Origin of the sequence: Caldicellulosiruptor diazotrophicus (assembly GCF_017347585.1) — a bacterium.
GTDB lineage: Bacteria > Bacillota > Thermoanaerobacteria > Caldicellulosiruptorales > Caldicellulosiruptoraceae > Caldicellulosiruptor > Caldicellulosiruptor diazotrophicus.
The window spans coordinates 2034270-2059957 of sequence record NZ_AP024480.1; the positions used below are offsets into that span (position 1 = coordinate 2034270).

Annotated in this window: 22 protein-coding genes and 2 pseudogenes; 10 read left to right on the forward strand and 14 right to left on the reverse strand. The window is 34.0% G+C overall.

Annotation, left to right across the window (positions count from 1 at the left end; all coding sequences use genetic code 11):
• Window positions 1-10 precede the first annotated feature (10 nt).
• The 9 genes and pseudogenes from ilvC to CaldiYA01_RS09835 all read right to left on the reverse strand — a co-directional run bounded on the left by ilvC (window position 11) and on the right by CaldiYA01_RS09835 (window position 7716).
• Window positions 11-1012, reverse strand: coding sequence for a ketol-acid reductoisomerase (gene ilvC / locus CaldiYA01_RS09795; protein WP_207179203.1), 1002 nt, complete (start codon window positions 1010-1012; stop codon window positions 11-13).
• A gap of 2 nt (window positions 1013-1014) precedes the next feature.
• Window positions 1015-1527 carry an acetolactate synthase small subunit gene (gene ilvN / locus CaldiYA01_RS09800; RefSeq protein ID WP_013404018.1) on the reverse strand — a complete coding sequence of 171 codons (513 nt, stop codon included), beginning with the start codon at window positions 1525-1527 and terminating at the stop codon, window positions 1015-1017.
• A gap of 50 nt (window positions 1528-1577) precedes the next feature.
• Window positions 1578-3185 carry a biosynthetic-type acetolactate synthase large subunit gene (gene ilvB / locus CaldiYA01_RS09805; RefSeq protein WP_207179205.1) on the reverse strand — a complete coding sequence of 536 codons (1608 nt, stop codon included), beginning with the start codon at window positions 3183-3185 and terminating at the stop codon, window positions 1578-1580.
• Between the two features lie 172 nt (window positions 3186-3357).
• Window positions 3358-4152, reverse strand: a complete 795-nt coding sequence (locus tag CaldiYA01_RS09810) for an SDR family NAD(P)-dependent oxidoreductase (RefSeq protein WP_207179208.1) — start codon at window positions 4150-4152, stop codon at window positions 3358-3360.
• A 9-nt stretch (window positions 4153-4161) separates the two neighbouring features.
• Window positions 4162-4287: a hypothetical protein gene (locus CaldiYA01_RS12410; RefSeq protein ID WP_269076399.1), complete on the reverse strand. Its 126-nt coding sequence runs from the start codon at window positions 4285-4287 to the stop codon at window positions 4162-4164.
• On the reverse strand, window positions 4272-4529 hold the full coding sequence (locus CaldiYA01_RS09820; RefSeq protein WP_207179210.1) for a type II toxin-antitoxin system Phd/YefM family antitoxin: 258 nt from the start codon (window positions 4527-4529) through the stop codon (window positions 4272-4274). Before CaldiYA01_RS09820 ends, CaldiYA01_RS12410 begins: the two co-directional genes overlap by 16 nt.
• 41 nt (window positions 4530-4570) lie before the next feature.
• On the reverse strand, window positions 4571-5359 hold the full coding sequence (locus CaldiYA01_RS09825; protein ID WP_207179212.1) for an MBL fold metallo-hydrolase: 789 nt from the start codon (window positions 5357-5359) through the stop codon (window positions 4571-4573).
• 55 nt (window positions 5360-5414) lie between these two features.
• Window positions 5415-6230, reverse strand: a complete 816-nt coding sequence (locus CaldiYA01_RS09830; protein WP_207179215.1) for an amidohydrolase family protein — start codon at window positions 6228-6230, stop codon at window positions 5415-5417.
• Window positions 6231-6489: 259 nt separating this feature from the next.
• Window positions 6490-7716: pseudogene (locus tag CaldiYA01_RS09835) on the reverse strand (IS256 family transposase).
• Between the two features lie 740 nt (window positions 7717-8456).
• Here CaldiYA01_RS09835 and CaldiYA01_RS09840 point away from each other — a divergent pair.
• The 4 genes from CaldiYA01_RS09840 to CaldiYA01_RS09855 all read left to right on the forward strand — a co-directional run bounded on the left by CaldiYA01_RS09840 (window position 8457) and on the right by CaldiYA01_RS09855 (window position 13085).
• Window positions 8457-10025, forward strand: coding sequence for a hypothetical protein (locus CaldiYA01_RS09840; RefSeq protein WP_207179217.1), 1569 nt, complete (start codon window positions 8457-8459; stop codon window positions 10023-10025).
• A 342-nt stretch (window positions 10026-10367) separates the two neighbouring features.
• Window positions 10368-10985: a hypothetical protein gene (locus tag CaldiYA01_RS09845; protein ID WP_207179219.1), complete on the forward strand. Its 618-nt coding sequence runs from the start codon at window positions 10368-10370 to the stop codon at window positions 10983-10985.
• An 827-nt stretch (window positions 10986-11812) separates the two neighbouring features.
• On the forward strand, window positions 11813-12418 hold the full coding sequence (locus CaldiYA01_RS09850) for a hypothetical protein (protein ID WP_207179221.1): 606 nt from the start codon (window positions 11813-11815) through the stop codon (window positions 12416-12418).
• Window positions 12419-12590: 172 nt separating this feature from the next.
• The gene (locus CaldiYA01_RS09855) at window positions 12591-13085 is read left to right on the forward strand and encodes a ferritin-like domain-containing protein (RefSeq protein WP_207179223.1); all 495 of its coding nucleotides are present in this window, start codon (window positions 12591-12593) and stop codon (window positions 13083-13085) included.
• A 78-nt stretch (window positions 13086-13163) separates the two neighbouring features.
• Here the strand turns inward: CaldiYA01_RS09855 and CaldiYA01_RS09860 are convergent, their stop codons facing one another.
• The gene (locus tag CaldiYA01_RS09860) at window positions 13164-14168 is read right to left on the reverse strand and encodes a hypothetical protein (protein ID WP_207179225.1); all 1005 of its coding nucleotides are present in this window, start codon (window positions 14166-14168) and stop codon (window positions 13164-13166) included.
• 21 nt (window positions 14169-14189) lie between these two features.
• Complete coding sequence (locus CaldiYA01_RS09865; protein ID WP_207179227.1) at window positions 14190-14819, reverse strand: papain-like cysteine protease family protein; 630 nt, start codon at window positions 14817-14819, stop codon at window positions 14190-14192.
• A 461-nt stretch (window positions 14820-15280) separates the two neighbouring features.
• Between CaldiYA01_RS09865 and CaldiYA01_RS09870 the strand changes: the two genes are divergently transcribed.
• On the forward strand, window positions 15281-16666 hold the full coding sequence (locus CaldiYA01_RS09870) for an aspartate ammonia-lyase (RefSeq protein ID WP_207179229.1): 1386 nt from the start codon (window positions 15281-15283) through the stop codon (window positions 16664-16666).
• A 27-nt stretch (window positions 16667-16693) separates the two neighbouring features.
• Complete coding sequence (gene hydF, locus CaldiYA01_RS09875) at window positions 16694-17905, forward strand: [FeFe] hydrogenase H-cluster maturation GTPase HydF (protein WP_207182829.1); 1212 nt, start codon at window positions 16694-16696, stop codon at window positions 17903-17905.
• A gap of 46 nt (window positions 17906-17951) precedes the next feature.
• On the opposite strand, the gene CaldiYA01_RS09880 is transcribed toward hydF, so the two are convergent.
• The 3 genes from CaldiYA01_RS09880 to CaldiYA01_RS09890 form a co-directional block, all read right to left on the reverse strand.
• Complete coding sequence (locus CaldiYA01_RS09880; RefSeq protein ID WP_207179230.1) at window positions 17952-18686, reverse strand: SIMPL domain-containing protein; 735 nt, start codon at window positions 18684-18686, stop codon at window positions 17952-17954.
• 129 nt (window positions 18687-18815) lie between these two features.
• A complete protein-coding gene (locus CaldiYA01_RS09885) occupies window positions 18816-19634 on the reverse strand; it encodes a GNAT family N-acetyltransferase (RefSeq protein WP_207179232.1) in 819 nt (272 codons plus the stop codon).
• A gap of 48 nt (window positions 19635-19682) precedes the next feature.
• Window positions 19683-21872 carry an alpha-galactosidase gene (locus CaldiYA01_RS09890; RefSeq protein WP_207179233.1) on the reverse strand — a complete coding sequence of 730 codons (2190 nt, stop codon included), beginning with the start codon at window positions 21870-21872 and terminating at the stop codon, window positions 19683-19685.
• 205 nt (window positions 21873-22077) lie between these two features.
• On the opposite strand from CaldiYA01_RS09890, the gene cas6 reads away from it, so the two are divergent.
• From cas6 to CaldiYA01_RS12345, 4 genes and pseudogenes are all read left to right on the forward strand, one after another.
• Window positions 22078-22830 (forward strand): CRISPR-associated endoribonuclease Cas6, encoded by a 753-nt coding sequence (cas6, locus tag CaldiYA01_RS09895; protein ID WP_207179234.1) that lies wholly within the window; start codon window positions 22078-22080, stop codon window positions 22828-22830.
• A gap of 21 nt (window positions 22831-22851) precedes the next feature.
• On the forward strand, window positions 22852-24612 hold the full coding sequence (locus tag CaldiYA01_RS09900) for an ABC transporter ATP-binding protein (protein WP_207179235.1): 1761 nt from the start codon (window positions 22852-22854) through the stop codon (window positions 24610-24612).
• A gap of 3 nt (window positions 24613-24615) precedes the next feature.
• Window positions 24616-25197 (forward strand): annotated as a pseudogene (locus CaldiYA01_RS12340) (aldo/keto reductase); the annotation flags it as partial.
• Entirely contained in the window at window positions 25183-25638 is a 456-nt protein-coding gene (locus CaldiYA01_RS12345) for a 4Fe-4S dicluster domain-containing protein (protein ID WP_238480631.1), read from the forward strand. The pseudogene CaldiYA01_RS12340 and the gene CaldiYA01_RS12345, both read left to right, overlap by 15 nt.
• The last annotated feature ends 50 nt before the right edge of the window (window positions 25639-25688 follow it).

Genomic DNA, 25688 nt, shown 5'->3' on the forward strand with positions numbered 1-25688 from the left:
CCCCTCACCCTTATTCTTTTATCGGTTTTATCCAAGGCATCATCTTTCTTAGCTCTTTCCCTACCTGCTCAATAAGTAAATTCTGCTCTCTTCTTCTTATGCTATTGAATTCTGGCCTTCCTGCCATGTTCTCTAATATCCATTTCTTTGCAAACGTGCCGTTTTGAATCTCTTCTAATACTTTCTTCATCTCTTTTCTTGTCTCTTCTGTTATAATTCTCTTACCTGTCATGTAGTCGCCATACTCAGCTGTGTCTGAAATTGAATAGCGCATAAGTGAAAGTCCACCCTGCCAAATCAAATCAACTATCAGTTTCATCTCATGCAAACACTCAAAATACGCAATTTCTGGCTGATACCCTGCTTCAACCAATGTATCAAACCCGGCTTTGATAAGCTCTGTAAGACCTCCACACAAAACTGCCTGCTCACCAAAAAGGTCTGTCTCTGTCTCCTCTCTAAATGTTGTAAGAATTATCCCAGCCCTTGATGCACCAATACCCTTTGCATACGCTAAGGCAATATCCAAAGCTCTTCCTGTATAATTCTGATGTACAGCAACTAAAGCTGGTACACCTTTGCCTTCTTCATACTGGCTTCTGACTGTGTGTCCTGGTCCTTTTGGAGCTATCATTATAACATCAACGTATGGCGGTGGAACAATCTGACCAAAATGAATATTAAACCCATGCGCAAATGCTATTGCCTTTCCTTCTTTTAAGTTAGGTTCTATACTCTCTTTAAATAGCTTTGGCTGTTTTTCATCATTTACAAGAATCATAATGACATCTGCAACTTTTGTTGCCTCATCAGCTGTCATAACTTTAAGACCATGACTTTCTGCCTTTGCCCAAGACTTGCTACCATGATAAAGTCCAACAACAACGTTTATACCAGAATCTCTCAAGTTCAGTGCATGTGCATGACCTTGGCTACCAAAACCAATCACTGCAACCGTCTTGTCTTTAAGTAGGTCTAAATTACAGTCACTATCATAAAATATCTTTGCCATTTTTACTCATCCTCCTCAGACTTAGATTTTGATATAACTTTATTTCCACGCTCTATCGCAATAAGTCCAGTACGGACTACCTCGCGAATACCATATTGTTTTAAAAGCTCAATTAGCGCTTCAATCTTGTCCTCATCACCTGAAATCTCAATTGTAAGAGTTTCTTTTGACACATCAACAATGTTTGCTCTGAAAATCTCTGTTATTTGAATAATGTCTGAACGCGTCTGAGAATTAGCATTAACCTTTATAAGCGCAAGCTCTCTTTCAACAGCTTCTTTCGGGTTTAGTTTTTTGATTTTTATAACATCAATAAGCTTATTTAGCTGTTTTGTCACCTGCTCGACAATGTAGTCATCACCATTTACAACAATTGTCATGCGGGATATTGTTGGGTCTTCTGTTACGCCAACAGCAAGGCTGTCTATATTAAAACCTCTTCTTGAAAAAAGCCCTGCAACTCTAGATAGTACACCCGGGTGGTTCTCAACCAAAACAGAAAGTGTGTACTTCACCTTCTTACATCCCCCTATCAACAAAAATTTTAGCAAGCTCAATTAAACCATTAAGGTATAGTTGGCTCATCAGGGCTTGTCACAACTTCAAGCAAAAATGGACCATCGTGGATTTTCATAATCTCAATAGCCTCTTTTAACTTTTCTTTGCTCTCAAGTCTCATACTCTCAATACCATATGCTTTTGCTAATATCATAAAGTCAGGGTTACCATCCAAGCATGTTGCAATAAATCTGCCTGTACATCTTTTCTTCTGAAGCTCATATACCATTCCAAGCCTTGTGTTGTTGAAAAGGACAATTTTAATCGGCACCTGCTCTCTTTTAATGGTAGCAAGCTCCTGCAAAAGCATCTGGAAACTTCCATCACCAGTGATGCTAATCACTTCTTTGTCTGGTCTTCCAAACTTCGCACCAATTGCCGCAGGAATGCCATATCCCATTGTACCAAGTCCACCCGAAGTTATAAAGGTTCCTGGCTTTTTGATATATAGATTATGAGCTGCCCAAATCTGATGCTGACCAACATCTGTTGTGATTATATAATCTCCATTGTACGCCCTTGAAATTTCTTTTAACACATCATAAGGATGAAGCTTGTCATCATCTGGAAGAACTTTCTTCTGTGCTTTAATCTCATAAGCCCAAAAATCTTTTCTTTCTGAAATTCTTTTATTAATCTCTGAAAGCACCTGTTTTGCATCGCCAACAATTGGAATGTTTGTATCAACATTTTTTCCTATCTCGGCAGGGTCAATGTCTATATGAATAATCTTCATATTATCAGTAATTTTTGTATCACCCAAGGCCCTGTCTGCAAGCCGCGCACCTATCACAATTAAAAGGTCTGCCTGCCTGAGCGCCAAATTTGCCTCTTTCTGACCATGTGAACCTATCATGCCAAGATAATAAGGATGGTCTGTTGGAATACAGCCAATTCCCATCAAAGTTGAAATTACAGGAATCTTTTGCTTTTCTACTAAAATTCGAAGCTCTTCTGATGCCCCTGATGCAATAACTCCACCACCGCTGCATACAACAGGTCTTTTTGAATTTTCTATTGCTTCTACCGCTCTTTTTATCTGTAGAGGATGCCCTTTTTCTTTCGGCTTGTAGCCAGGAATATCAATCTCTTTTGGAATTTCAAATTCAATCTCCTGCATTTGAACATCTATAGGAACATCTATCAAAACAGGCCCACGTCTTCCTGTTGAGGCTATATAGAATGCTTCTTTTAAAATCCTTACAATTTTTTTAGGGTCTTTTACAAGATAGTTATGCTTGGTAAACGGAGCTGTTGCCCCTGTTATATCCACTTCTTGAAACACATCTTTCCCAATTAAACTTGAATTTACCTGACCGGTGATAGCAACAATTGGAACAGAATCCATATATGCAGTTGCAATGCCAGTTATAAGATTTGTAGCACCAGGCCCAGAGGTTGCAACGCACACACCCACCTTGCCTGTTGTGCGCGCATATCCACTTGCCTCATGAACTGCTGCCTGCTCTGTGCGTACTAAGACATGCTTAATATCAGAGCTATAGAGCGCATCATAAAATGGATATATTGCCGCACCTGGAATGCCAAAGATAATCTCTACACCTTCGCTCTTTAAAACCTCTACCATTGCCCGTGCTACCGTCATCTTTGCCATAAATACAATCCCACCCTTTATATATGAAAAGTCCGACCATGCTACTTTAATTTGTCGGACAATTTCTTTCTTGCAATAGCTTTTTGTTATTTTCAAATTAAATTTTGAAATATTTTAGCACGTATTTTTATTCGTGTCAAGGAATTTAGGTGCAAAGACTATTACAATCTTTTTAACTTTTTTTAAATGCTTTTTCAACTATAAAATCTGAAAGGTGTGGAAAAAGGCGGGTAAAAAGCACAAATATATAGTCTTTTTTAGATGTGTATATCTCTTTCCTGTTCTTCTCAATACCCACGATAATTCTTCTTGCAGCAACATCCGGCGAAAGCCTTGAAAGCCGAATTTCATCTTCTGGATATGGCTTTCCTAAAGCTTTTTTTCTAAAGCTTGTTGAAATAGAACCTGGATATGCATTTAAAACATTTATGTTATATTTTTTAAGCTCCATTCTTGCAACATCAGCCATGACCGACAATGCCGCTTTTGAAGCTGTATATCCGCTTGTGAATGGCACAGGTCTTTTCACACCAAGCGAACAAATATTCACAATTGTGCCTCCTCCTTGTTCTTTGAAAAAGGAGATTCCATACTTCATCATGTAAAAAGCACCAAAAAAGTTAGTATCAAATACCTTTTTAAGATCAAGCTCATCGATTTCTTCCACTTCACATCTCAAGCCAACTCCTGCGTTGTTAATTAAAAAATCTGCCTTTTTTAGATTATCTTTTATAATTTTAAATACATCTTCACAATCTTTCTTAAAGCTTATATCTGCCTTTATTAAAAAAAGATTTTTTGAAAACATTATGAGTTCATTCTGAAGCCCTTTTAAAGACTCTTCTGACCTTGAAATGGCAACAACTTTTGCACCTTTTTCAAGTAAAATCTTTGTCATTTCCTTCCCAAGACCAGATGTTGCCCCTGTAATGATGATGGTCTTATCTTTCCAAAAGTCTTTTCTCATGCGGTACTGTCACCCTTTGGAATGTTGAAATTGTGAAAGATACGAAATTGTATCTGCTTTTTTGTCAAGCCCACAAGCCTCCAACTTTTTTGCATCTTTCAACGCCTGTTTTGAAAACTTTAGTCTATATCCCATCCTAAGTCTTCCTCGTCTTTCCATTCATCTAATGGGACCTTATCTGCCTCTAAAATGCTTTCTCTCAAATTCGGTATTGATAGCAGATATAAAGTTTCCTGAATAGCGTTCCAGTCTTCCTCAGAGATGAGAACTGCATTGCCTTTTTTAGAAGTTATCTGTATCGGTTCGCTACTTATTCTTACCTGTTCCAAAATTTTATATATGTTTTGCCTTACTTTTGTTACAGGTATTGTCTTCAACCTAAATCACCTCTTTTAAAATTTATTATAACGTACGTCAATTATATTTCAAACACATCTCCCACACCACAAACCTTTAACTTATTTGCTATATTATTACCAAAATAAATTAATGTCTCTATCCCAGAGCAGTGAAGAGGTACAAGCTTATAAATTCTCTTTTCCCTGAAAAACTGACAAAGCCTTTGCAAATCATCTTGTTGAAAATTCTTTGAATGAAATCCGCCGATTACTGCGAAGATGCTCTGAGAAAAACATTTTTCCACTTTTTCTATAATATTCTCAATTCCGTTGTGACTGCAGCCGACAATAAGTATAAGTTTGTCATCTTCCTTAACTACAAGAGATTGTTCTTCTAAAAACAAATCGCTTTGAAACCGACCATCTTTGAGAATATAAAACTCATTAGATTCCTTACCTGAGGTAACATTCACCACAAAAATACCATCAAATATCTCATAGACATCTTCATTAACAACCTTAAACCTTGCCATGTCAAGCGCTTCAAAATTTTCACCTATAAATTTATACTCCCCTTCTCTTTTGGCAAACTTTTTCTCAAAAAATCCATGGTGCACCCAAATATTACAATCTGTTCTTTCAATAAGAAATTTAAGACCACCTATGTGGTCATAATGGGCATGGCTAAGGACTACAGCATCAAAATCAAAGCCCATACCCATCTTCTCAATGTTTTTCACAATGGCATTTGTCTGCCCACAGTCAAACAAAATCTTTTTGTCATCTTTTATAACCAAAATTGAAAGACCATGCTCTGCTAAATACCCACCTTTGAACGTCCAGTTGTTGACAAGTATTTTGACTCTCAATTTTTAAAAACCTCTCTTTCTAATTTGCCATTTACTAATCTCTATACAAAACATCTTAGCTTGCCCTATGAACAATTTTGAGTCCAAGTAACTGCTGCGCATTCTTCCAAAAAATCTTTTCTTTCTCTTCTTCAGAAAGTCTTAAGCTATTTACATACTCAACTTCTCTTTTCTGGTCTTTCCATGGAGAGTCTGTTGCAAACAAAATCTTATCTATCCCATGACTTCTGAAAACCTCTTCGGGATTTTGTATATCAACTTCACCAAAGAAAAAGGATGTATCAAGATACACATCTTCACCTATCAAATACTCAAGCGTCTCACCAAAAAACCTATATCCACCCATATGCGCTGCAACTATCTTTGCACCCGAAAAATCTTTTAGAACCTTATGAAGCTTTTTTGGTGTACAATGGTAAGGTGGCATAAAAGCCGGGTCAACTCCGCTGTGAAAAAGTATAATCATATCGTTTTGGAAAATTGCATCATAGATTGGATACATCTTTTTATCATCTACAAAAAAATCCTGATAATCAGGGTGAAATTTTATCCCAGCAAACCCGTTTTCTTTTAACCACCTTATCTCTTCTTTCCACTCATCAAACTCAGGATGAACTGTGCCAAAACAAATTATCTGCTTGTTTTCTTCCATTACCGACAAGGCCCATCTGTTTATTGTTCTTGTTTGCTGAGGTTTTGTTGCAATGGGCAGAACCATGCACATGTCAATTCCAGCTTTTTTAGCAGAGTCTTTCAGACCTGACAAAGTACCGTTGTGATAATATGGCATACCAGAATTTTGTGAAAGCTTTGACATTGCTCTTGGTGCAAGTTCATCTGGAAAACAGTGGGTGTGAAAGTCTATAATCATACTCTCCTACTCTCCTTTTTTCTTTTCTAAATTTTTCATTTGATTATTGCAAGTATTTTTCATTTTTAGGTGGCTGGAGCGGTCAAGTCCAAATTTTTGTGTAAAATACCCTCTGGTTAGAATATAAGCTTTTTAGTATATTTTAATCGGTCGAATAAAATTCCATATGGTTTTTTGTAAATTATAATTTACCAATTATTACCTGTAAGCCTTAAAATATCTTCTACGCCCATTTACAAACTAACAGCCTTAAAAAAGCTCATTTCATCAAAACAATTTCTTTTCTAACACCTTCCTTCACCTTTTCCTGCCACTCAAAATACTCTCTCATCTGTAAGTACTTCCTCGTAGATAGCCATCTTTCATCCTGTTCCATTAATAAAGCACCTATTAAGCGAATACACGACTCTCGGCTAACAAATACCTTATCACCCTTTCTCGTCGACGAATTTCTCCATTCAGTCGCTCTAACATATCAGCCTACGCGCAGCCTCCTTCGGTATGGCTCTGGAAGTTCTAAAACTGCTATCGCGTCTTCAAATCCTTCTTCTAAAACTTCCATTGCTTTTGGGGCTTTATTTTTGTACTCTTCCAACACTTGATTTAACAACACCCTTGCTGTCTTTGCATCTGGAGCTTCAAATATAGCTCTTATCTTAGCATGTAGTTCCTTTTGTAAACCCTTCGGTGTCTTGTCAAGAATGTTTCTCATAAAATGAGTTTGACACCTTTGCCAGGTCGCACCTTGAAAATGTCGATAAATCGCTTGTACAAGCCCTTTATGATGATCTGAAACAACTAAATCGACTCCATGCAACCCTCTTTCCTTTAACCATGAGAAAAATTCTCCCCAGCTTTCTTCTGATTCGCTGTCTCCTATCATAACCCCCAAAACTTCTCTGTAACCTTCTTCATTTACACCTACACCAATTAGAAGACTTCTCTGTCGAACACGACCTTCTTCTCTTATCTTTACAACCATCGCATAGGCTTACACAAAAGGAAACTTCTTTTCTTCCAAAGACCCCGAATTCCACTGCGCAATTACAGGATCAAGATTTTTGCAAAGCTCTGAAATGGTGGATTTTGAAAACTCAGTCCCACATAACTCATAAGTAATTTCTTCAATCTTTCGTGTGGATACCCCATTTACCACCATCTCCATCAATGCCAATAAAAGCGCTTGTTCACTTCGCTGATAACGTTCAAAAAGGTCTGTAGTAAATTTACCATTACGCAGTCTTGGTACTTTCAAAGTCAAAGTCCCTACTCTGGTAATTAAATTCCTTGAATAATAACCGTTACGATAATCTTGTCTTTCCTCTGTCCTCTCGTAAGGTTCAGCCTTAATTTGTTCAGTAGCTTGAGCAGCTAAAATTTGATTAAGTATTGATTCTAATAACTTGGCTAATTTCTCGTCTTTTGTGCCTGTTGTAAAAAGGTAATGCAAAATTTCAGAATCTATGGTAATATTGTATTGAGCCATTCCTCATCCCTCCTGAAAGAATTTGGTTTTTGGTTCTTCTTAATTTCTATTCTAACCAGAGGGTGAGGGGTGGCTCAATCCCTTTTTACACAATTATATAGACTCAACTGCTGGAGCAAAAAATTTTTTAAAACTTATCTCTAGTTTTAATATTTTACCATAGTTTCCTTATTAATTATTCACAAAATTTCTTTTTGTCTTCATCTAAAACTTTATTTAAAATGCTAATTGTTTTTTTCTTTTTTTTTGCTAATATGAAAGTAAATAATTAACTTGAGAGGTGATTTCATTATCTAAAACTTTTGCCTTCTAATTCAACAACTTTGTTCTTCTTATACTATTTTCAAATATACCAAAGAGTCGAGGGGTGATTTACTAAATTCTAACGGACTAAAAACTATAAAAGCACAAAGAATAACTTTATAGCATTCTATATTGCTATGGTATATATTAGGTTAAGTTATACAAAAGTACAGAAGAAAGAAACATTAAGGGAAAAACTTATTTCTGTAACAACAAAAATTTATATGCAGAAAAAATAAAAATTGGTTTTTGTCTTTGCTAAAAGTTCTTTGGCGTCTTCGGCTTTCTGAAGTTTATTTTGTAGTATGTGTCATGCGGTGCATAAATGAAACATCATTTATATCCGATTCTGATCAAAGTATAATATAAGAAAGGAATTGTTGTTTAAATTGTAAATAGCAGTTATATAAATAATTAACTTGAGGAGGCGGAATATTATGATAGTTAGAAATAAAATAATTGCTAAAATACTATCAGTATTGATGATAATATCTTTTTCTCTTATTACGAGTGCCTTTAATATTAAAGCGTATGCTGAAAACAATGAATTGATTGTTGACAATGGTATTTTAAAAGGAATACAATATAAAGGTGGAAATTTTGTCAAAGTTGATTCCGAAAATCAACTGGATTCTAAATTGATAATTAAAAAAATGCAAATAAAAAATGATGAGCTTATTTTAGAAGCTGTAATAGAAAATAAAAATATGCAAAACTTAATTCAAGCAACTGGAAAAATATATTATTCTCAAAACATGATGTTGAAGAAAACAAGATCTCTAACAGTATTATTTAACAATGAAGGAGATTACAAAATATTATCATTTATAATTGAAAATAACGCCAATGAAGGACTTCTTCTTCCTGTAAATAGAAAACTTAAAAATAAAACTGTGGCTAAAGTAGCAGTATTGTGCACAAACACAAATGATATTTTCTATTTTGAAGATGTTTTCCCCAGTATAAATAAATTATCAAGCTTATATAATCTCGCTAAAGAGCCAGCTGAAACTTATAATAAAGATGAAGTTGATAAATCAGGTATAGAAATTGGCAAAACAAATATTGACGAAGCTGACAAAGTAGGTTTTTCTGAAAATTGGTTTATGCCTTTTATCGTAAATAGTAATACTTTACAGATTGAAGAAACCAAAGATGTTAGCCTTAAGGAATCTCAAATTGTTAGTCTCACAACAACATCTCCAGTACCTGGTGTTCCAGTTAGTGATTTTATTACTATTGGTAAGAAGGTATATACTAATAGTGACACTTATGGTTACTATAAAAACACTGTGGAGTGGCCAGTAGGAAGCGGAAATAGACTTACAACTTTGCTAAAATGGGGAATAACACCATTGATTATTACAATTGCTGGAAAAGTAAATAATGTAAATACTACTATTGCAAATGGTTCTACAGAACTTAAAATTTTAGATGAAGCTCAATATATTTACCTTGCATATAATGGTTCCATTCAATTATTTGATAATAGTTCCTATTTAAGAGTAAGAAATGCTTATATAGAATCTTTACTTGCCTCAGGTAATAAAGATATATTAATTGAAGTTAGAAGAGGAGCAGACTCTAATTCAGGCAATTTGAACTTTTCTTTGTTTACATTTATTGGTGCTTTACCATTTGGAAATACTTATTCCACTATTGCTGATATATTTTCTTCAATTAGTTATGTAGTTAATGGTAGTACTTTTGACACTTTTAGCTACCCTGCCTCTAAAAAAGACCAAGAATATCAATATGGAAAAGTCATTAGATATTGTAAAACATCTTTGGATTCAAACGGATATTTATCAACTGAATCACAACGTCTATATTTATCTTTTAAAGCTATCCCACCAATTGATATCGCACCAAAAGTTATAGGATATCGTGATGTATATAACAAAATTTACTTTGAAATTTATTCTCGTCATCCTGTTTGGTTAACATATAGTGTATTGGAAGCAACTGTAGACAAAACAATTACAAAAAATTATTATATTCAATAATTCTAAAGCATAATCATCTAATTATATAAATGCACTACATAAGCTTTGAATTATGTAGTGCATTTATATACTTTTTTATTTATGTGAGGTATAATTTTAAGGTTTTTAATACAAGCTTTTGGGCATAAATATCTTTGAGAAAAATTTTATAAAAAGGAAAGACTTTGTGATGAGCAAAAAAATGCAGGAATAACACCATTGATTATCACAAGTAATGTAAAGGTAAATAATGTAGATACTATTATTGTAAATTGTAAATAGTTCTACAAAACTTAAAATTTTAGATGAAGCTCAATATGTCTACCTTGCATATAGAGGTATTTTGAAATAGGAGGAGAATGGATGAAGAGAAAAATCATTTTTAACCATATAGTTTTCTTGATTATAATAGCATCAATTTTTTTCATTCTCTTTAAAAATTACTCAAAAGAAATAAATTACTTCAATAAGGCTTTGAATAATCTGAAAGCAGAAGCCTTTTTAAAAATACGAGATATTTTATGGAATTCTGCTCCAGATAATATAATATCTAACAAAAACAGTATTATTCTGGAACGCATTTTGTATTTGAAATCTGAAGCAGAATGCATGTCGTTTATAATATCTGCTTTGGAGTATATAGATACCGATTCAAATAATGTTCCTTACTACAAGGCAAAATTACATTCAATGTACTCTACATTTTCTAATTTTGTAACATTTTTGAGTAAAGTTTATGATTATATTAAAGATGGAGAAAAACCTTTTAATTTACCTAATGACAAAGATATTAAATTCATAATAAAAACTAAAAAAGACATTTATAATGAATTGCTGTTGTATCATGATTTTTTTTCAAAATTAGATATAAACGTAATAGGACCTGTTTATGGTAATGAGGTATTTAATAAGATTATTGAAAAATGGAGCATTGAAAAGGCAGATAAAATAATATACCCTTCTAAAAGAATTCAAAAATAAATAATGAGCTCGTGAGACTTTGCAAAAAGATTTTAAAATTGTTATAGTTATGTTAATAAAGATAATAAAGATGGTAGTGTACTAAATGTTATAAAAAAGTTATTATAGCGAAAAGGCACTCATTTCAGGGGGAAAATTTTTAATTAATAAAAATCTTACTCTTAAACTTGCTGTTTTATTAACTATTTTATCTTTGATTTTAGTAGTTATTAGCTGAGATTATTATAATGTCAAACATAGATTCGTTAGTTCGAGCCGGGCTGCTAAATACTTTAAATACTTATTCTTTTTGTCAATACGAAATTCTTATAACAATGCTTTAAATGTTATTCAAGACTTGAAAAAAAATAATAATAATCTTGTACTTAATAATAACATGTTATATCTATTTGATTCTTTGACCCAGAGTGAAAGCTTCTTAGAAGTATTGTATAATATAAATTCCAAATACAGAAAATATGAATCAAAGGTTCCGTCTTTATTGTTTACTATCAGGAGTGTTAAATTTCTTGTATCTGAGATAAGTTCTTACCTTTCAAATGGAACACCGATTACCAGACTTGTTGATAATAAACTTAGATAACTAACAAACGAAGACCTTCGCAATATCTTATCAAACTATTGCAGTTTAGTAAAAAACATAATATCTGAAAATGGAAAAATCGTAGAAAGTGATAAAGTTTTAAATAAACCAGATAAGTATTTTGATAAAATGCTTGAAAAGTGGAACATAAAAAAAACAGAGTTGTTATTTCACAAGGAACTTAAAGATGTTAATATAACTATTTGAACTTAATGAAGTTTTTTAAAAAGCGGGAGGAAGATGAATGAAGAGAAAAATCATTTATATTCATATGATTTTCTTGATTATAATAGTATTAATTTTATCTATTCTATATAGAAATTATTCAATAAAAAGAACGTCTTTTGAGAAGGCTTCGGAGAATTTAAAAGTTAAATTATGTTCAGAAATACAAAGTGCTGTACAACTTACAGATTATATGATATCTAATTTCGACAAAGATAGTTTTTCTGAGGGAAACGTATTGCTTTTAAAATATAAATCTAAAGTTATTTATGAATCTATTAGATTCATCTTGCTTAGTGTAGACCTTGATATGGACGATGATTATTTTGTAAGATTACATTCAATAGAGAGTACATTTGAAACTTTATTTTTATTTTTGAATGAAGTTTACAAGTATATTAAAGATGGAGGAACCCATTTTAATCTACCTAATAGCAACAAAATGATAATAAAGACTAAAAAAGATATTTATAATGAATTGCTCTTGTATCATGACCTTTTTTCAAAATTAGATATTAACAATAAAGGAAATTATAAAGGTATTGAATTATTTAATAGAATCATTGAAAAATGGGATACTAAAAAGGCAGAGTTAATAGCATATCCTTATGAAAGAATTAAATAGCAAATATTAGCTTTATAATAGATTTTATCAAAACAGATTAACTTAAACTGTGGTACCTGCATTTATTAAAATAATAAGCAATTTTCATTTTTATGATTTTTTAAAGTTTTCAATTCTTGTTTTTGGGTATAAATATCTTCGAGAAAAATTTTATAAAAGGAGAGACCTTGTGATGAGCAAAAAGATCGAGAACATATTGAGGTTTGGAATGAAGATGGAGAAAAATGCGCAAGACTTTTATTCGTTCTATGCAAATAGCTTGCAAGATGAAGGGCTAAAAAAACTTTTTGAAGAGTTTGTAAAGATTGAACAAGAACATTATAAGTATCTTGAGAATATTCTAAAAAGTCTGGGCAGCCAAGAACCACCAATTTCAATTTCATGGGTTGTAGATGACCAGAACAAAATGGTAGACCCGCATATATTAGTTGATAACTCCAAAATTTTGGAAACTGACTTTTCAGACCTTACAATTTTAAGGCTTGCATACCTGATTGAAAGCGATTTTGCAGCATTTTATAAACACGCTGCTGAAAAAGTTGAAGATGGCAATGTAAAAGGTTTGCTTCTACATCTTGCCAAGTGGGAAGAGGAACATGAGAAATTCTTTAAAGATAGGTACCACAGCCTTATGAAAAAAGAGTGGGAAGAAATTGATTTGTTCTAAAAAAGACCCACAAAAAAGCATTAAGGGAGCAGTCTTTATTCTATTCTTCAGACAGCTCCCTTTAAATATTTGTTTGAATTATTTTTGAATATAGTTTTGTTTTTGTATATTTCTAACATTTTTGTAAAATAGATGCTGATAAGAAAATTTCCACTTTGAGCATATAACAACAATAGCAGTCAGAATTAGCAAGTATATGGCAATCATGGCATTCTGAGTTCTTTCTTTTTTGGCAGCAACAAAGTATAATGTCTTTGAAGGATCTTCTCCACCTATCATTATCTTTTCAGGAGCTTCCCTCATCAATCTACTTCTTTCTTCTAAAGCGTTTAAAATTCGAACTGGTATTTTATTTAATGCATCTTTTATTATGCCAAAATCCCATATATGATTTTCGTAACCTTTTGCACCAGCACACCACCAATTTCCATCACCTGATACTGCGTATAATGTTATTTCTTCAATATTGACAATTTTTACATCACTCTTCATGCCTCGTTGTACCAAATATTTTTCCAAATTATTTACTGCATTACCCAATGAATCATTCCCAAACACTCCAGTATTCACTATATAATTGTTCATTTTACTATCCCACTCGATAAGAAGATATCCAACAGGTATATTATCGTAATATACAATTCTTGCCCATCCCTTGTCTACAAATTCAGTATTAAAAACATCTTTCCAAGAGTTAAATCTCAAATTTTTTATTTTTTCTTTTACCTCATCTCTTACAATATGATATGGACGCCCATTTTCAGCTATCTTAACTTCAGTTGGGATATGAAATACCCTGTAATATTCATACTCTTTGCTCAACTTGAATTTTTCAATGTTATACGGTCCATTGATATTTGTTATTTCATTTAACGATTGCAGCGTAGATGAGTCTTTTATATAATTTTTAATAAGAGTACTGATATAAAGCTTGAGCCATGACTCGGCTAAATACTGCCTTCTTAGTATATTAATTTCATCATTGTGTTCGATTGAATAGCTTGCTCCAGTAGCTGAAAATGTCGTAAAGAAAAGCAACAAAAAGGTCATTACAAAACCAATATATACCTTATTCTTTTTCATTCTATTTCACCCCCCGTTATATCAATATGGTTTAAATACTCTTATCGCATCTAAGTAATCCTGGTAATTGTCATTATCTCTCAACTCAGAATCAGGAATACTAATTACTCCACCTATAGCTGGATCCATAATCATTATATAATTTTGTAGATATCCATTTGAGTCAAAATATTGCCATATACCATTTAAAACAACAAAATGATTTTGACTTACTGTTGCTGTAATTACTAATCCTATTGGACTTCTGTAATTTACAATTTGCTCTGCAATTTGCCCATATGAAATTATCCAGCCACTTACTGGTATCATGCGTGAAGAGCCAACACCATAATAGCTCAGCGCTCTTTGTATATCATAAAGAGATGCAGGTTTATTTACATAGCTTCCATAAATATATTTCACTATATCCCACTGTGTTGCCTCTCTCCCAAAACCTAAATAGTTTTTGCAATAGTACAATATCGACTCACACCCTGCTGCCCAGCACCAATTTGAATATGCCTGACTTACTTTTTTAACTGGAAGTTCAACATACGTAATTGTATTTTCTGCAAATGCATCACTAAGGTTCAGTAAGAGTAATGTAAAAAACACAATAGCACTAATCACGATTCTTTTGTACCTTCCCTTTTTTAGTAATTTTTTGACCATATCTTCTCACCCTTTCGTTTTTTAATTCTATTTCATTTAAGAACCTTTAATTATAATTTATAACTGCTGTTTTTAATTTCAATTCACAATATTGTTTTTTTGCAATATTTTGCACTCAATTTTACATTATTTTGTCTTGTCAAAGATAAAAATTTACCTTGGACTGTTTTCTGTTTTTAAATTAAACCAATTACTATATTTTTTGCACTCTAATTACACACTAACAAAACAAACACAAATCCAAAGGGAAAAGTCACCTTAAATGACTATTGTAAACTGATTCAAAGTTACCTTTATTGGACATAAAAACCTATCGCAAAGCTTTAAAATTCCGCAATTAAAGAAAGTGCTTTTAAAATCGTGTCTTTTTCACCTGAATTTTCATCGATATGATATAATATTTGATGTTGATTAATATAGGACAATTTTAAAATACATTTAATCAGGAGAGATATACAGCAATGTCAAGAATAGAAAAAGATTTCTTGGGCAGTATTGAGCTTTCTGACCTTGAGCTTTACGGAATTCACACAAAACGCGCTTTTGCTAATTTTAACGTTTCTGGAAAGAGCGTTGACAAAGATTTAATAAAAGCGCTTGTCATGGTCAAAAAAGCGTGCGCAATTGCAAATTATGAAGTTGGTCTTTTGGATGAAAAAATTAAAGATGCTATTGTCTTTGCATGTGACGAAATTCTGGCAGGAAAATATGATGACCAGTTTATTGTAGACAGATTCCAGGGCGGTGCGGGAACATCTACAAATATGAATGTAAACGAAGTTATTGCAAACGTAGCCTTAATTCACATTGGAAGAAAACCGGGTGAGTATGACATAATTCATCCAATCAACCATGTAAATATGTCACAGTCAACAAACGATGTGTACCCTACAGCCCTGCGAATTGCCACTATATGGAATGTAAGAGAACTTTCAGAAGAATGTGCAGAACTTCAAAAAAGCCTTCAGAAAAAAGAGCATGAATTTGAAGATGTGATCAAGGCAGGAAGAACTCAGCTGCAGGATGCCCTACCTGTAACACTTGGTCAGGAGTTTGGTGCATATGCCCAAGCTATCTCACGCGACAGATGGAGACTTTATAAAGTAGAAGAGCGGCTAAGAGTTGTCAATCTTGGTGCAACTGCTGTTGGCACAGGAGTAAACGCACCTTTGAAATACATCTTTAAAGTGATAGAAATACTAAGAAACCTTACCAAAATTGGCTTGGCTCGTTCAGACTATCTTATGGATGCAACACAGAACGCAGACGTTTTTGTTGAATGCTCTGGGCTTTTGAAAGCCTTGGCAGTAAATCTCTCAAAGATTGCAAATGACCTTCGTCTTCTTTCCTCTGGACCAAACACGGGCTTTAATGAGATAAACCTGCCAGCTGTTCAGGCAGGTTCAAGCATTATGCCAGGAAAGGTAAATCCTGTAATTCCTGAGCTTATAAACACAATAGCTTTTCAGGTGATGGCAAACGACTTTGCAATAACTTTAGCAGCGCAGGCTGGTCAGCTTGAGCTGAATGCTTTTTTACCTCTGATAGCAAACAATCTTCTTGAAAGTCTTAAAATTCTCAAAAACGGTATTAAAATTTTCAGGCAGCAGTGTATAGATGGTATAACAGCAAACAAAGAAAAATGTTTAGAGTATGCAAAAAAGACTCCTGCTATTGCAGCAAGCTTAATCGACAAGATTGGATATGACAAGGCAGCAGAAATTACAAAAAAGGCAATTCTTGAGAACAAACAAATAATTGATGTTGTCAAAGAGCTAAATATTATGGATGAAAAAGAAGCACAAGAGCTTTTGAATCCTTTTGAGTTTATAAAGTTTAAAGAATGAAATATTATGGAAAGGACTGACTTTAAGATGAACACAACACCGAGCAGTGAAAGGCTTCACATAGCTATATTTGGAAAGCGAAACGCTGGTAAGTCAAGCTTAATCAATGCCATCACAAACCAGCCAATTGCGATTGTGTCTGACATGCCAGGAACTACAACCGACCCTGTTTACAAATCAATGGAGATTTTGCCGCTCGGGCCTGTTGTTTTGATTGACACAGCAGGAATTGACGATGAAGGTATACTAGGCAAGCTCAGGGTTGAAAAGACACTGGAGGTTTTGAACAAAACAGATATTGCAATCTTAGTGGTATCTGATATAGATGATTTGACGTATGAAAAGCAGCTTGCAAAACTTTTTGACGAGAAAAAAGTGCAAAAAATTGGTGTTTTGAATAAGATTGACAAAGACCCAAATTATAAAGAAAAACTTTCTTTTTTGCAGTCAAGCTTGGGAATGCCATTTTTAGCTGTGTCATGTGTTACTTTAAAAGGCATTGATGAGCTAAAAAGTTCACTTTCAAAGCTTGTGCCAGATGTTGGAGAGGATTTGCGAATAGTAGGAGATTTGATAAACCCGGGTGACTTTGTAGTTTTAGTTGTGCCGATTGACAAGGCAGCCCCAAAAGGAAGATTGATTTTGCCTCAGCAGCAGACAATAAGAGATATTCTGGATTCTGATGCAATTGCAATTGTGACAAAGGAATACGAGCTTAAAGAAACTATCGAAAATCTTGGTAAAAAACCTGCAATTGTAATAACAGACTCACAAGCTTTTTTAAAGGTTGACGCAGACACCCCACCTGATATTCCTCTTACTTCATTTTCAATTTTGTTTGCAAGATACAAAGGGGATTTGGTGGAGTTTGTTGAGGGAGTCAGGAAAATTAAAGATTTAAAACCTGGAGATACAGTTTTGATTGCCGAGGCATGTACACACCACAGGCAATCAGATGATATTGGAACTGTTAAAATTCCAAGGTGGCTCCGCCAGATAGCTGGATTTGATATAAACTTTGAGTGGGTATCAGGCTACAATTATCCAAAAGACCTCACAAAGTATAAGCTTATAATCCACTGTGGTGGCTGTATGATAACACGAAGAGAGATGCTATTTAGAGTAGAACTTGCTAAAAAACAGGGTGTGCCAATAACAAACTATGGTCTAATGATTGCATATGTCCATGGAATCTTGCCAAGAGCATTAAAACCGTTTGGGATTGAGTTTGAATATTAAAACCCCTTCCAACTTTCCTAGGAAACTGGAAGGGGCTTTTTGCCACTTATTTTATTATAAACTCACAGTTCACAACAGCAGTTATTTCTTTATCTATTGATGTTGTATCATTTATTCCATAGTCACTAACTTCAGTTGAATAAAGCGGAGTTATCTGAAAAACACCCATAGAAGCAGATTTTAATCTTTCAACGCTACTTCCTGTGCTCTTTGCAATCTGTTTTGCTCTTCTTACAGCATCTTCTGTCGCTAAAGAAAGCATCTGAATTTTTAAATCTGCAAGCTTTGTGTAATAATACTGAGGTGGCATAGACTCAAACTGAACACCGGAGTTTATAAGCTCTGTTGACTTTCGAGAAAGATCTGTAATCTTGTCTACATCTTTTGATGTAATCTGAATGCTTTGCGAAAGCTTGTAGCTATCAACTTTTGTTGAATATATTCCATTTGGAAGCATCTCGTATATTGTTTGAGTTGAAATTGAAGAAAAAATTAAGTCCTTTTCAGAAAGTCCTTTCGAAAGGAAATAGTCTTTCACCTTCTTTTGACTTTCTTCTAAAAGTTTGTAAGCTTCTTTTAAATCTTTTGCCACAACAGTGTACATCCCTGTCCACTTGACAAGGTCAGAGCGAAGCTGTTTTTTTGCAGAGCCTGTTACTGTAATGACCTTTCTTTCTGCCCTTAAATTTATAAGGCCGTTTGATAAAAAGTAAGATGAAACTGTCAAAGAAATTCCTAAAATTAAAGCCACAATAACACAGGTAATATTTTTACTATTCAAAACCTCAAACCCCCATTTATAACTTTTCTATATTATATCACTAAATCTATATAACCACAACCAAAAATTTAAAAAAGTAAGAACCACCTGCCTATTCACAGGTGGTTAAGATTGACTAAAACAAATACTTTACAATCCCAATGTTACCCATGTACCAATCTGCTGAAAGCCAATCTTTCTGTATATATTAGCAGCTTTAGGATTGTCACAAAACAAGCAAAGCGATTTGCCCTCTTTTATCAAATCACTGCAAAGTCTTTTCATGCACATAGTAGCGTATCCTCTTGAACGATACTCGTGCATTGTGCAAACACTTAAAACCATTGCCATGTCTGCAATTTCTGCACTCGTTCGTGCAGATGATACAACCATCCCATCTTCTTCTATATAATATATCCTGCTTCTTCCCATCAAAACATCCTGTCTTAGTTGTTCAAACGTTGAGGGATTTAAAAATTCTTCTATAGACTGATATAAGTATACTATTAGTTCAAGCTTGTCAAGGTTTTCTTCTAAATTATCCTTATTTATTACCTTGACCTTTTCAAACTCTTCCTGAGAAAGTTCAAATTTATTCTTAGCTACACTGCTGTCAAGCTTCATAAAAAGTTGCTCTCTTTTATTAAGCACATTCAGTGCTTTCAAAAACGGCACAACAACATCCTTTTTGCCAGAAAGAACTTTGCACTTTGTTGTAAGTATTATGTTGCAAAATGAGTCAATGTCCCAGCTGCCAGAATCTGAATAGAAAATCAAATCTCTGCGATAGCGAAGAAGAACTGCTTTTAAATTCCCAGAAATAACGTCAAATTCTCCCCAAACCTCAACAACTGGTGAGTCAAAACCAAAACTTAAAATATCGCCAATTATAAAAATATTCCACTCTTTTTCCTTTCGGACAAAATCCATAAGAGTTTTAAAATCAGCATTTGAAAGTTTCCTTATCATAGAACCACACTTTCCTGCTTTTTTACAATTATACTACCAAATTTAAATCTAATCAACTGCTTTTAAAATCCACATATGAGAATTAAAGTCTCCCCACATCTGAGGAATCATAAGTCCTATGTTCATAAGCTCATCGCCAAACCTTGTTTTTTGCTCACCTTCAATTAAATAGCTCTTGCTGGGGTCAAGACCATCTAATTTTAACCTTTTGATTGGTGGGTTTGGCTGCCTTAAAATTTCAACATAGAATACAACTGCCTCTTTTTTGTCCTCTGTCACATACATCCATGCAGCGCTATTTCCCTCAAATGGAGAAATTAATCTGAACAAATCACCTTCAAACACTATATGCCATATTCTCTTGTAAAGCTCAATTTGTCTTTTAATCTCTTCTTTGTCCTCACAAGATAGCTTTGTCAAATCAAGTTCATACCCAAAACAACCTGAAAGCGCTACAATTCCTCTTGTCTTCATTGGTGTTATCCTACCAACCTGATGGTTCGGCACAATTGATACATGAGCACCCATCGTAGATGCTGGATATACAATGCTTGTACCAAACTGGATTTTAAGCCTCTCTATTGCATCTGTGTCATCACTCGTCCAAATTTGAGGCATGTAATACAAAATTCCCGGGTCAAATCTTCCACCACCGCCAGAACATCCTTCAAATAAGATGTGCGGAAACTCTGTTGTAAGCTCTTCCATCATTTGATAAAGTCCCAGAACATATCTGTGGAAGACCTCTTTTTGCCTCTCAGGTGGAAGCTCAAGCGAACCCACCTCTGTTAAGGGTCTGTTCATGTCCCACTTGATATATTCAATTGGAGCTGCTTTTAGAATCTCCTTCATCATTCTCAAAATCTCTTTTCTTACATCCTCTCTTGTAATGTCCAGAACGTACTGGTTCCTGCACTGAGTCAAGCTTCTTCCTCGAACTTGAATGCACCAATCAGGATGCTTTCTGTAAAGTTCACTATCAGGGGATATCATCTCAGGCTCAAACCAAAGCCCAAATTTGAGCCCCATTTCATTTAGCTTTTTGCCAAGCCCATCTAAGCCATTTGGAAGCTTTCTTCTGTCAACAAACCAGTCTCCAAGCGAGCTTGTGTCATCATCTCTTTTGCCAAACCATCCATCATCAAGTACAAATAGCTCAATCCCAAGCTCTTTTGCCTCTTTTGCCAATGCCAAAAGCTTTTCTTCATTGAAATTGAAATATGCTGCTTCCCAGCTGTTTATCAGAATTGGTCTTCTCTTGTCTCGATATGCTCCTCTGCAAAGTCTTTTTCTGTAAAGCTTGTGGTATGTGCGAGACATTCCTCCCAAGCCCTCTTGTGAATAAACCATTACAACCTCGGGTGTCTGAAACTTCTCGCCTGGATCTAACACCCAGGTGAACTCAAATGGATTTATACCAATTGTCACCCTAACAAGATTGTACTGGTCTTTTTCAACAATTGCAGCAAAATTACCACTGTAGACAAGAGAAAACCCAAAAACGTCTCCAAACTTTTCGGTCGCACCCTTTGATAAAAGTGCTATAAACGGATTGTGTTGATGTGAGCTTTCACCTCTTGCACTTTCAATTATCTGAGTTCCGTGGATAAGAGGAGTTCTCTCTATGTATCTTTCTCTTGCCCATGAACCCCACAGGTGCAAAAGTTCAAAATCCCCTTCTGGAAAGTCAACACATGCACTCATTGCACGAAGGATTTTTAGTTTTTGTTTTCCTAAGTTCTCAAATCTTACGCTTCTTGTTATTGCATCATAATCTTTGTAGGCTGTATAAATCAATGTGACTTTCAAGTCAATCAAATCATCATAAAGGTCAATCTCCAGTGTCTGGGCTTCATCAGACGACTCGACATATGTTGTTGGAAGACCTTCAAGTTTGGGCTTTCCATCATAGATTCTGTGAGTTTTGTAAACAAGGTTTGTGATACGAGAACCGTCTTCCTGCTGAACTTGATACGCGGGATGCCTAAAATCAGAATTGCCATATGCAGGGTATTCTAAAAGCATTGTATCAAATGTGTATGTTTTGTCATTTAGGTCAGGTGTTGGACCAAACGCTCTTTCGCCTGTCACATCAAAATCTGTCCACTCAAACTCTTTTATCTTTTTGCCCCAGTAAACATGGGACAAAAACTTTCCTTTGAAAAGCTTTATAACATAGCTTGTGTTTTTTGCTTCTATGAAAAACATATTTGTTTGTGGGTTAAAGGTTATTGGCATTTTTTAGCCTCCTTTTTTTAAGCTTATACTTTCAAAATTTATAATATCATTAATGGAAAATGTTTTGCTATATTCACTTAAAAAAATTAAATAAACACTAAAATTTTGATATGTTTTTTTAAAAGCTACCGTGCAAATTCTTAACTTTCCTGATAAAATATTTTTATGGAAAACAAAACATAAAATTAAGGAAAGGGATTAAAAAATGCGAATAAAAGTAGATTTTGAATCACAAAAGCCAATAGAACTTCCCATTCATTACAACTACTTTGTCCAGTCCATGATTTACAATACTATTGATGATAAAATTTATGCAACATTTTTACATGATAAGGGATATGAGGTTGATTTGAAAAACTTTAAACTCTTTTCATTTTCTCGCTTAGAAGGACCATTTAAAATTGTGGGAAATGATTCAAATAAAAAGATAGTCTTTGACAAAAAGGTTTCACTTATAATCTCTTCACCTGTTGAGGATTTTATTACAAAGTTTTCAACCGGGCTTTTAAAAAAAGACCAAATCTATCTAAAAGATAATATACTATATGTGACATCTGTAAATATGCTCAAAAAACCGAAATTTTCAAGTCTTCATAAAATAAAAATGTTGTCTCCTATGTGTGCATACAAAACAATCAGAAACGAAAATTCAGAATACAAGCACTTTTTTACTCCTTTTGAGGATGAGTTCTATAACCTCATTTCTCAAAACCTGATGAAAAAATGCAAGCTTTTAATAAAAGACTTTGACGAAAAAAGCTTTAGATTTGATTTAAAACCACTGAAGGTTGAAGAAAAAACACACTTTAAACCCATGCTTTTTAAAAAGACGCCTATAAAAGGCTGGCTTGGTTTTTATACAATTGAAACTGACCCAAGAATAATGGAAGTTGCATATTACTGCGGACTTGGCTCAAAAAACTCCCAGGGATTTGGACTTTTCGAAATCATAGAGTAAGTTTTTCAAGGAGATGATTGAATGGGGTATTTGATAAAACTTGTCAAGATGGCAAGACCGTACTGGAAATATCTTATTATCTCTGGTATCTCCATGCTTGCAATCACAGCACTTAACCTTCTTGGTCCGTGGCTTGTAAGGGATTTGACAGGAATAATTACAAATATTAGCAAGTACCCAAATGCAAAAAGAATGATAATCAAAATCTCTCTTATATTGATTTTATCTTACATTTTAAGGATTGTATTTCAGTTTTTAAATAGTTATCTCTCACATTATGCAGCATGGAATTTAGTTGCACATGTGAGAACTTTGGTTTATAGCAAGCTTCAACAGCTTTCTTTCGGATATTTTGTCGACAAACAAACAGGGCAGCTTATGTCAAGAGTTGTAAATGATACTGCAAACTTTGAAGTCTTGATTGCTCATGCAGTACCAGACCTGTTTACAAATGCTTTTATTATTGTTGGAGTTGCAATTATTCTTTTTATCATAAATCCTGTGCTTGCTGCGCTATCTTTAATCCCAATTCCGTTTCTTGTTTTAAGTGGAACAGTGTTTGCTAAAAAGATTTTGCCAAATTTTAGAGAAGCACAAAAAGCTTTAGCAGATTTAAACGCTGACTTGCAAGATAATCTCTCAGGTATTCGTGAAATACAGATTTTTAACAAACAGGAAAAAGAACTTAAAAAAATTAAAGAAAAAATTTACAGACACATTCACGCACTTTTAAGTGCCCTCAAGCTCTCAGCAGTATTTCATCCAACTGTAAGTTTTCTAAGCTCTGTTGGAACAGTGATAGTAGTTTCTGTTGGCGGACTTATGGCTCTAAAAGGAAAAGTGCCTGTACAAGATATTGTCGGATTTATTCTTTATCTTAGTATGTTTTACCAACCGGTGACTCAGCTGTCTCAAGTTATTGAAAACGTTCAGCAGGCTTTAGCAGGTGCTGAAAGAGTTTTTGAGATTCTTCAAACAGAGTCTGAGATAAAAGAAAAAGAAAATGCTATTGAACTCAAAAATGTTAGAGGAAAAATTAAATTTGAAAATGTATCATTTTCATACAACCCTGAAATTCAAGTTTTGAAGAATATATCATTTGAAATTCTTCCTGGACAAATGGTTGCATTTGTCGGCCCCACTGGTGTTGGAAAGACAACAATTATGTATCTTTTAAATCGCTTTTATGACCCAGATTCAGGTGTAATTAAAATTGACGATATTGATATAAAGGATGTTACATTGAAATCTCTGCATGATAATATCAGTATGGTAATGCAGGATGTATTTTTGTTCAATGGAACAGTTGCTCAAAATATTGCATACGGAAAAGAAAATGCTACCATGGATGAAATAATTCAAGCTGCAAAAATTGCCTGTGCTCACGACTTTATTCAATATCTTCCTCAAGGTTACAATACTGTAATTGGCGAAAGAGGAGTAAAGCTCTCTGGAGGCCAAAAACAGCGTTTGGCAATTGCAAGAGCTGTTTTGAAAAATGCACCGATTTTGATTTTAGATGAAGCAACTTCTTCTGTTGATACAGAGACTGAAAATGAGATTCAAAGAGCAATCAACAACTTGGCAGGAACAAGGACGATATTAATAATTGCTCACAGGTTATCTACTGTCAAAAAAGCTGATAAGATTATAGTTTTGAAAGAAGGTGAAATTGTAGAGGTTGGTACGCATGATGAGCTTATTGCTAAAAAAGGACTTTATTATACCCTTTGTTCTGTTCAGCTTTTAAATGAAAATGATAATCTAATCAGGAGGGACTAATTTATGAAATTTCGCAGACTTGGTAGAACAAATATTGAGGTTTTCCCAATCGCATTTGGTGGAATACCAATACAAAGAATCGATGAAGAGTCTGCTATAAGATTAATCATAAGAGCAATTGAACTTGGAATTAATTTGATTGACACTGCAAGAGGTTATACTGATAGTGAAATAAAAATTGGTAATGCTTTGAAAGGAATTAACAAAAAAGTATACTTGGCATCTAAATCACAAAATAGAACAAAAGAAGGAATTTTGAAGGATATTGAAATAAGCCTTAAAAATTTTGGTGTTGAATAAATTGATATTTATCAGCTACATGGTGTTAATGATATAGATACATTCAATAGGGTTTTTGCTGAAGATGGAGCTTACTGGGGACTGGTTGAAGCAAAGGAAAAAGGCCTTATTCGGTTTATCGGCGCTTCAAGCCACAGTGTAGAAATTCTTGAAAAGTTAATAAATACAGATAAATTTGATGTAATCCAGCTTTGTTATAATATAATAGAAACAGATGTAGAAGAAAAAGTTTTCCCGTTAGCACTCAAAAAAGATATTGGAATAATTGCAATGAAGCCAGTTGGGGGTGGTGTTATTCCAAATGCTGCACTATCTTTAAAATACGTCTTGCAAAAAGAATTTGTTGTACCCGACCCTGGAATAGAAACTATTGAGGAATTAGAACAAAACGTAAATGTAGCAACGAACCTTAGCCCTTTGACTTATGATGAAATAAAAGAAATAGAAAATATTCGAAAAGAGCTTGGCAAAGAATTTTGCAGAAGATGCAATTATTGTCAACCATGCCCTCAACAAATTCCTATTTGGGTTATACTCCATGCAGATTCTGCAATGAAAAGATTACCTTTTAATACATTAAAGTGTGGCTGGTTTTATGATGCATATCAAAAAGCAAAAAATTGCATTAAATGTGGAGTTTGCGTAACAAGATGCCCCTATAATTTACCAATACCTGATATGATTGAGAAAAAGCTTGAGATTATTCGAGCAACAATCGACGATTAATTTAATCTTTATGCCTCTTCCCTTGAAAATTTAAGGGATGAGGCTTTTTG

Excerpts from the sequence above, each read along its gene's own strand:
- CaldiYA01_RS12410 (WP_269076399.1), bottom strand. The coding sequence starts at position 4,287 with ATGGGATATAGACTAAAGTTTTCAAAACAGGCGTTGAAAGATGCAAAA.
- CaldiYA01_RS09865 (WP_207179227.1), bottom strand. The coding sequence starts at position 14,819 with ATGGTCAAAAAATTACTAAAAAAGGGAAGGTACAAAAGAATCGTGATT.
- hydF (WP_207182829.1), top strand. The coding sequence starts at position 16,694 with ATGAACACAACACCGAGCAGTGAAAGGCTTCACATAGCTATATTTGGA.
- CaldiYA01_RS09850 (WP_207179221.1), top strand. The coding sequence starts at position 11,813 with ATGAAGAGAAAAATCATTTATATTCATATGATTTTCTTGATTATAATA.
- CaldiYA01_RS09855 (WP_207179223.1), top strand. The coding sequence starts at position 12,591 with ATGAGCAAAAAGATCGAGAACATATTGAGGTTTGGAATGAAGATGGAG.
- CaldiYA01_RS09840 (WP_207179217.1), top strand. The coding sequence starts at position 8,457 with ATGATAGTTAGAAATAAAATAATTGCTAAAATACTATCAGTATTGATG.
- CaldiYA01_RS09810 (WP_207179208.1), bottom strand. The coding sequence starts at position 4,152 with ATGAGAAAAGACTTTTGGAAAGATAAGACCATCATCATTACAGGGGCA.
- CaldiYA01_RS09870 (WP_207179229.1), top strand. The coding sequence starts at position 15,281 with ATGTCAAGAATAGAAAAAGATTTCTTGGGCAGTATTGAGCTTTCTGAC.
- CaldiYA01_RS09845 (WP_207179219.1), top strand. The coding sequence starts at position 10,368 with ATGAAGAGAAAAATCATTTTTAACCATATAGTTTTCTTGATTATAATA.
- CaldiYA01_RS09900 (WP_207179235.1), top strand. The coding sequence starts at position 22,852 with ATGGGGTATTTGATAAAACTTGTCAAGATGGCAAGACCGTACTGGAAA.
- CaldiYA01_RS09890 (WP_207179233.1), bottom strand. The coding sequence starts at position 21,872 with ATGCCAATAACCTTTAACCCACAAACAAATATGTTTTTCATAGAAGCA.
- cas6 (WP_207179234.1), top strand. The coding sequence starts at position 22,078 with ATGCGAATAAAAGTAGATTTTGAATCACAAAAGCCAATAGAACTTCCC.
- ilvC (WP_207179203.1), bottom strand. The coding sequence starts at position 1,012 with ATGGCAAAGATATTTTATGATAGTGACTGTAATTTAGACCTACTTAAA.
- ilvB (WP_207179205.1), bottom strand. The coding sequence starts at position 3,185 with ATGGCAAAGATGACGGTAGCACGGGCAATGGTAGAGGTTTTAAAGAGC.
- CaldiYA01_RS09860 (WP_207179225.1), bottom strand. The coding sequence starts at position 14,168 with ATGAAAAAGAATAAGGTATATATTGGTTTTGTAATGACCTTTTTGTTG.
- CaldiYA01_RS09830 (WP_207179215.1), bottom strand. The coding sequence starts at position 6,230 with ATGATTATAGACTTTCACACCCACTGTTTTCCAGATGAACTTGCACCA.
- CaldiYA01_RS12345 (WP_238480631.1), top strand. The coding sequence starts at position 25,183 with ATGAAGCCAGTTGGGGGTGGTGTTATTCCAAATGCTGCACTATCTTTA.
- CaldiYA01_RS09885 (WP_207179232.1), bottom strand. The coding sequence starts at position 19,634 with ATGATAAGGAAACTTTCAAATGCTGATTTTAAAACTCTTATGGATTTT.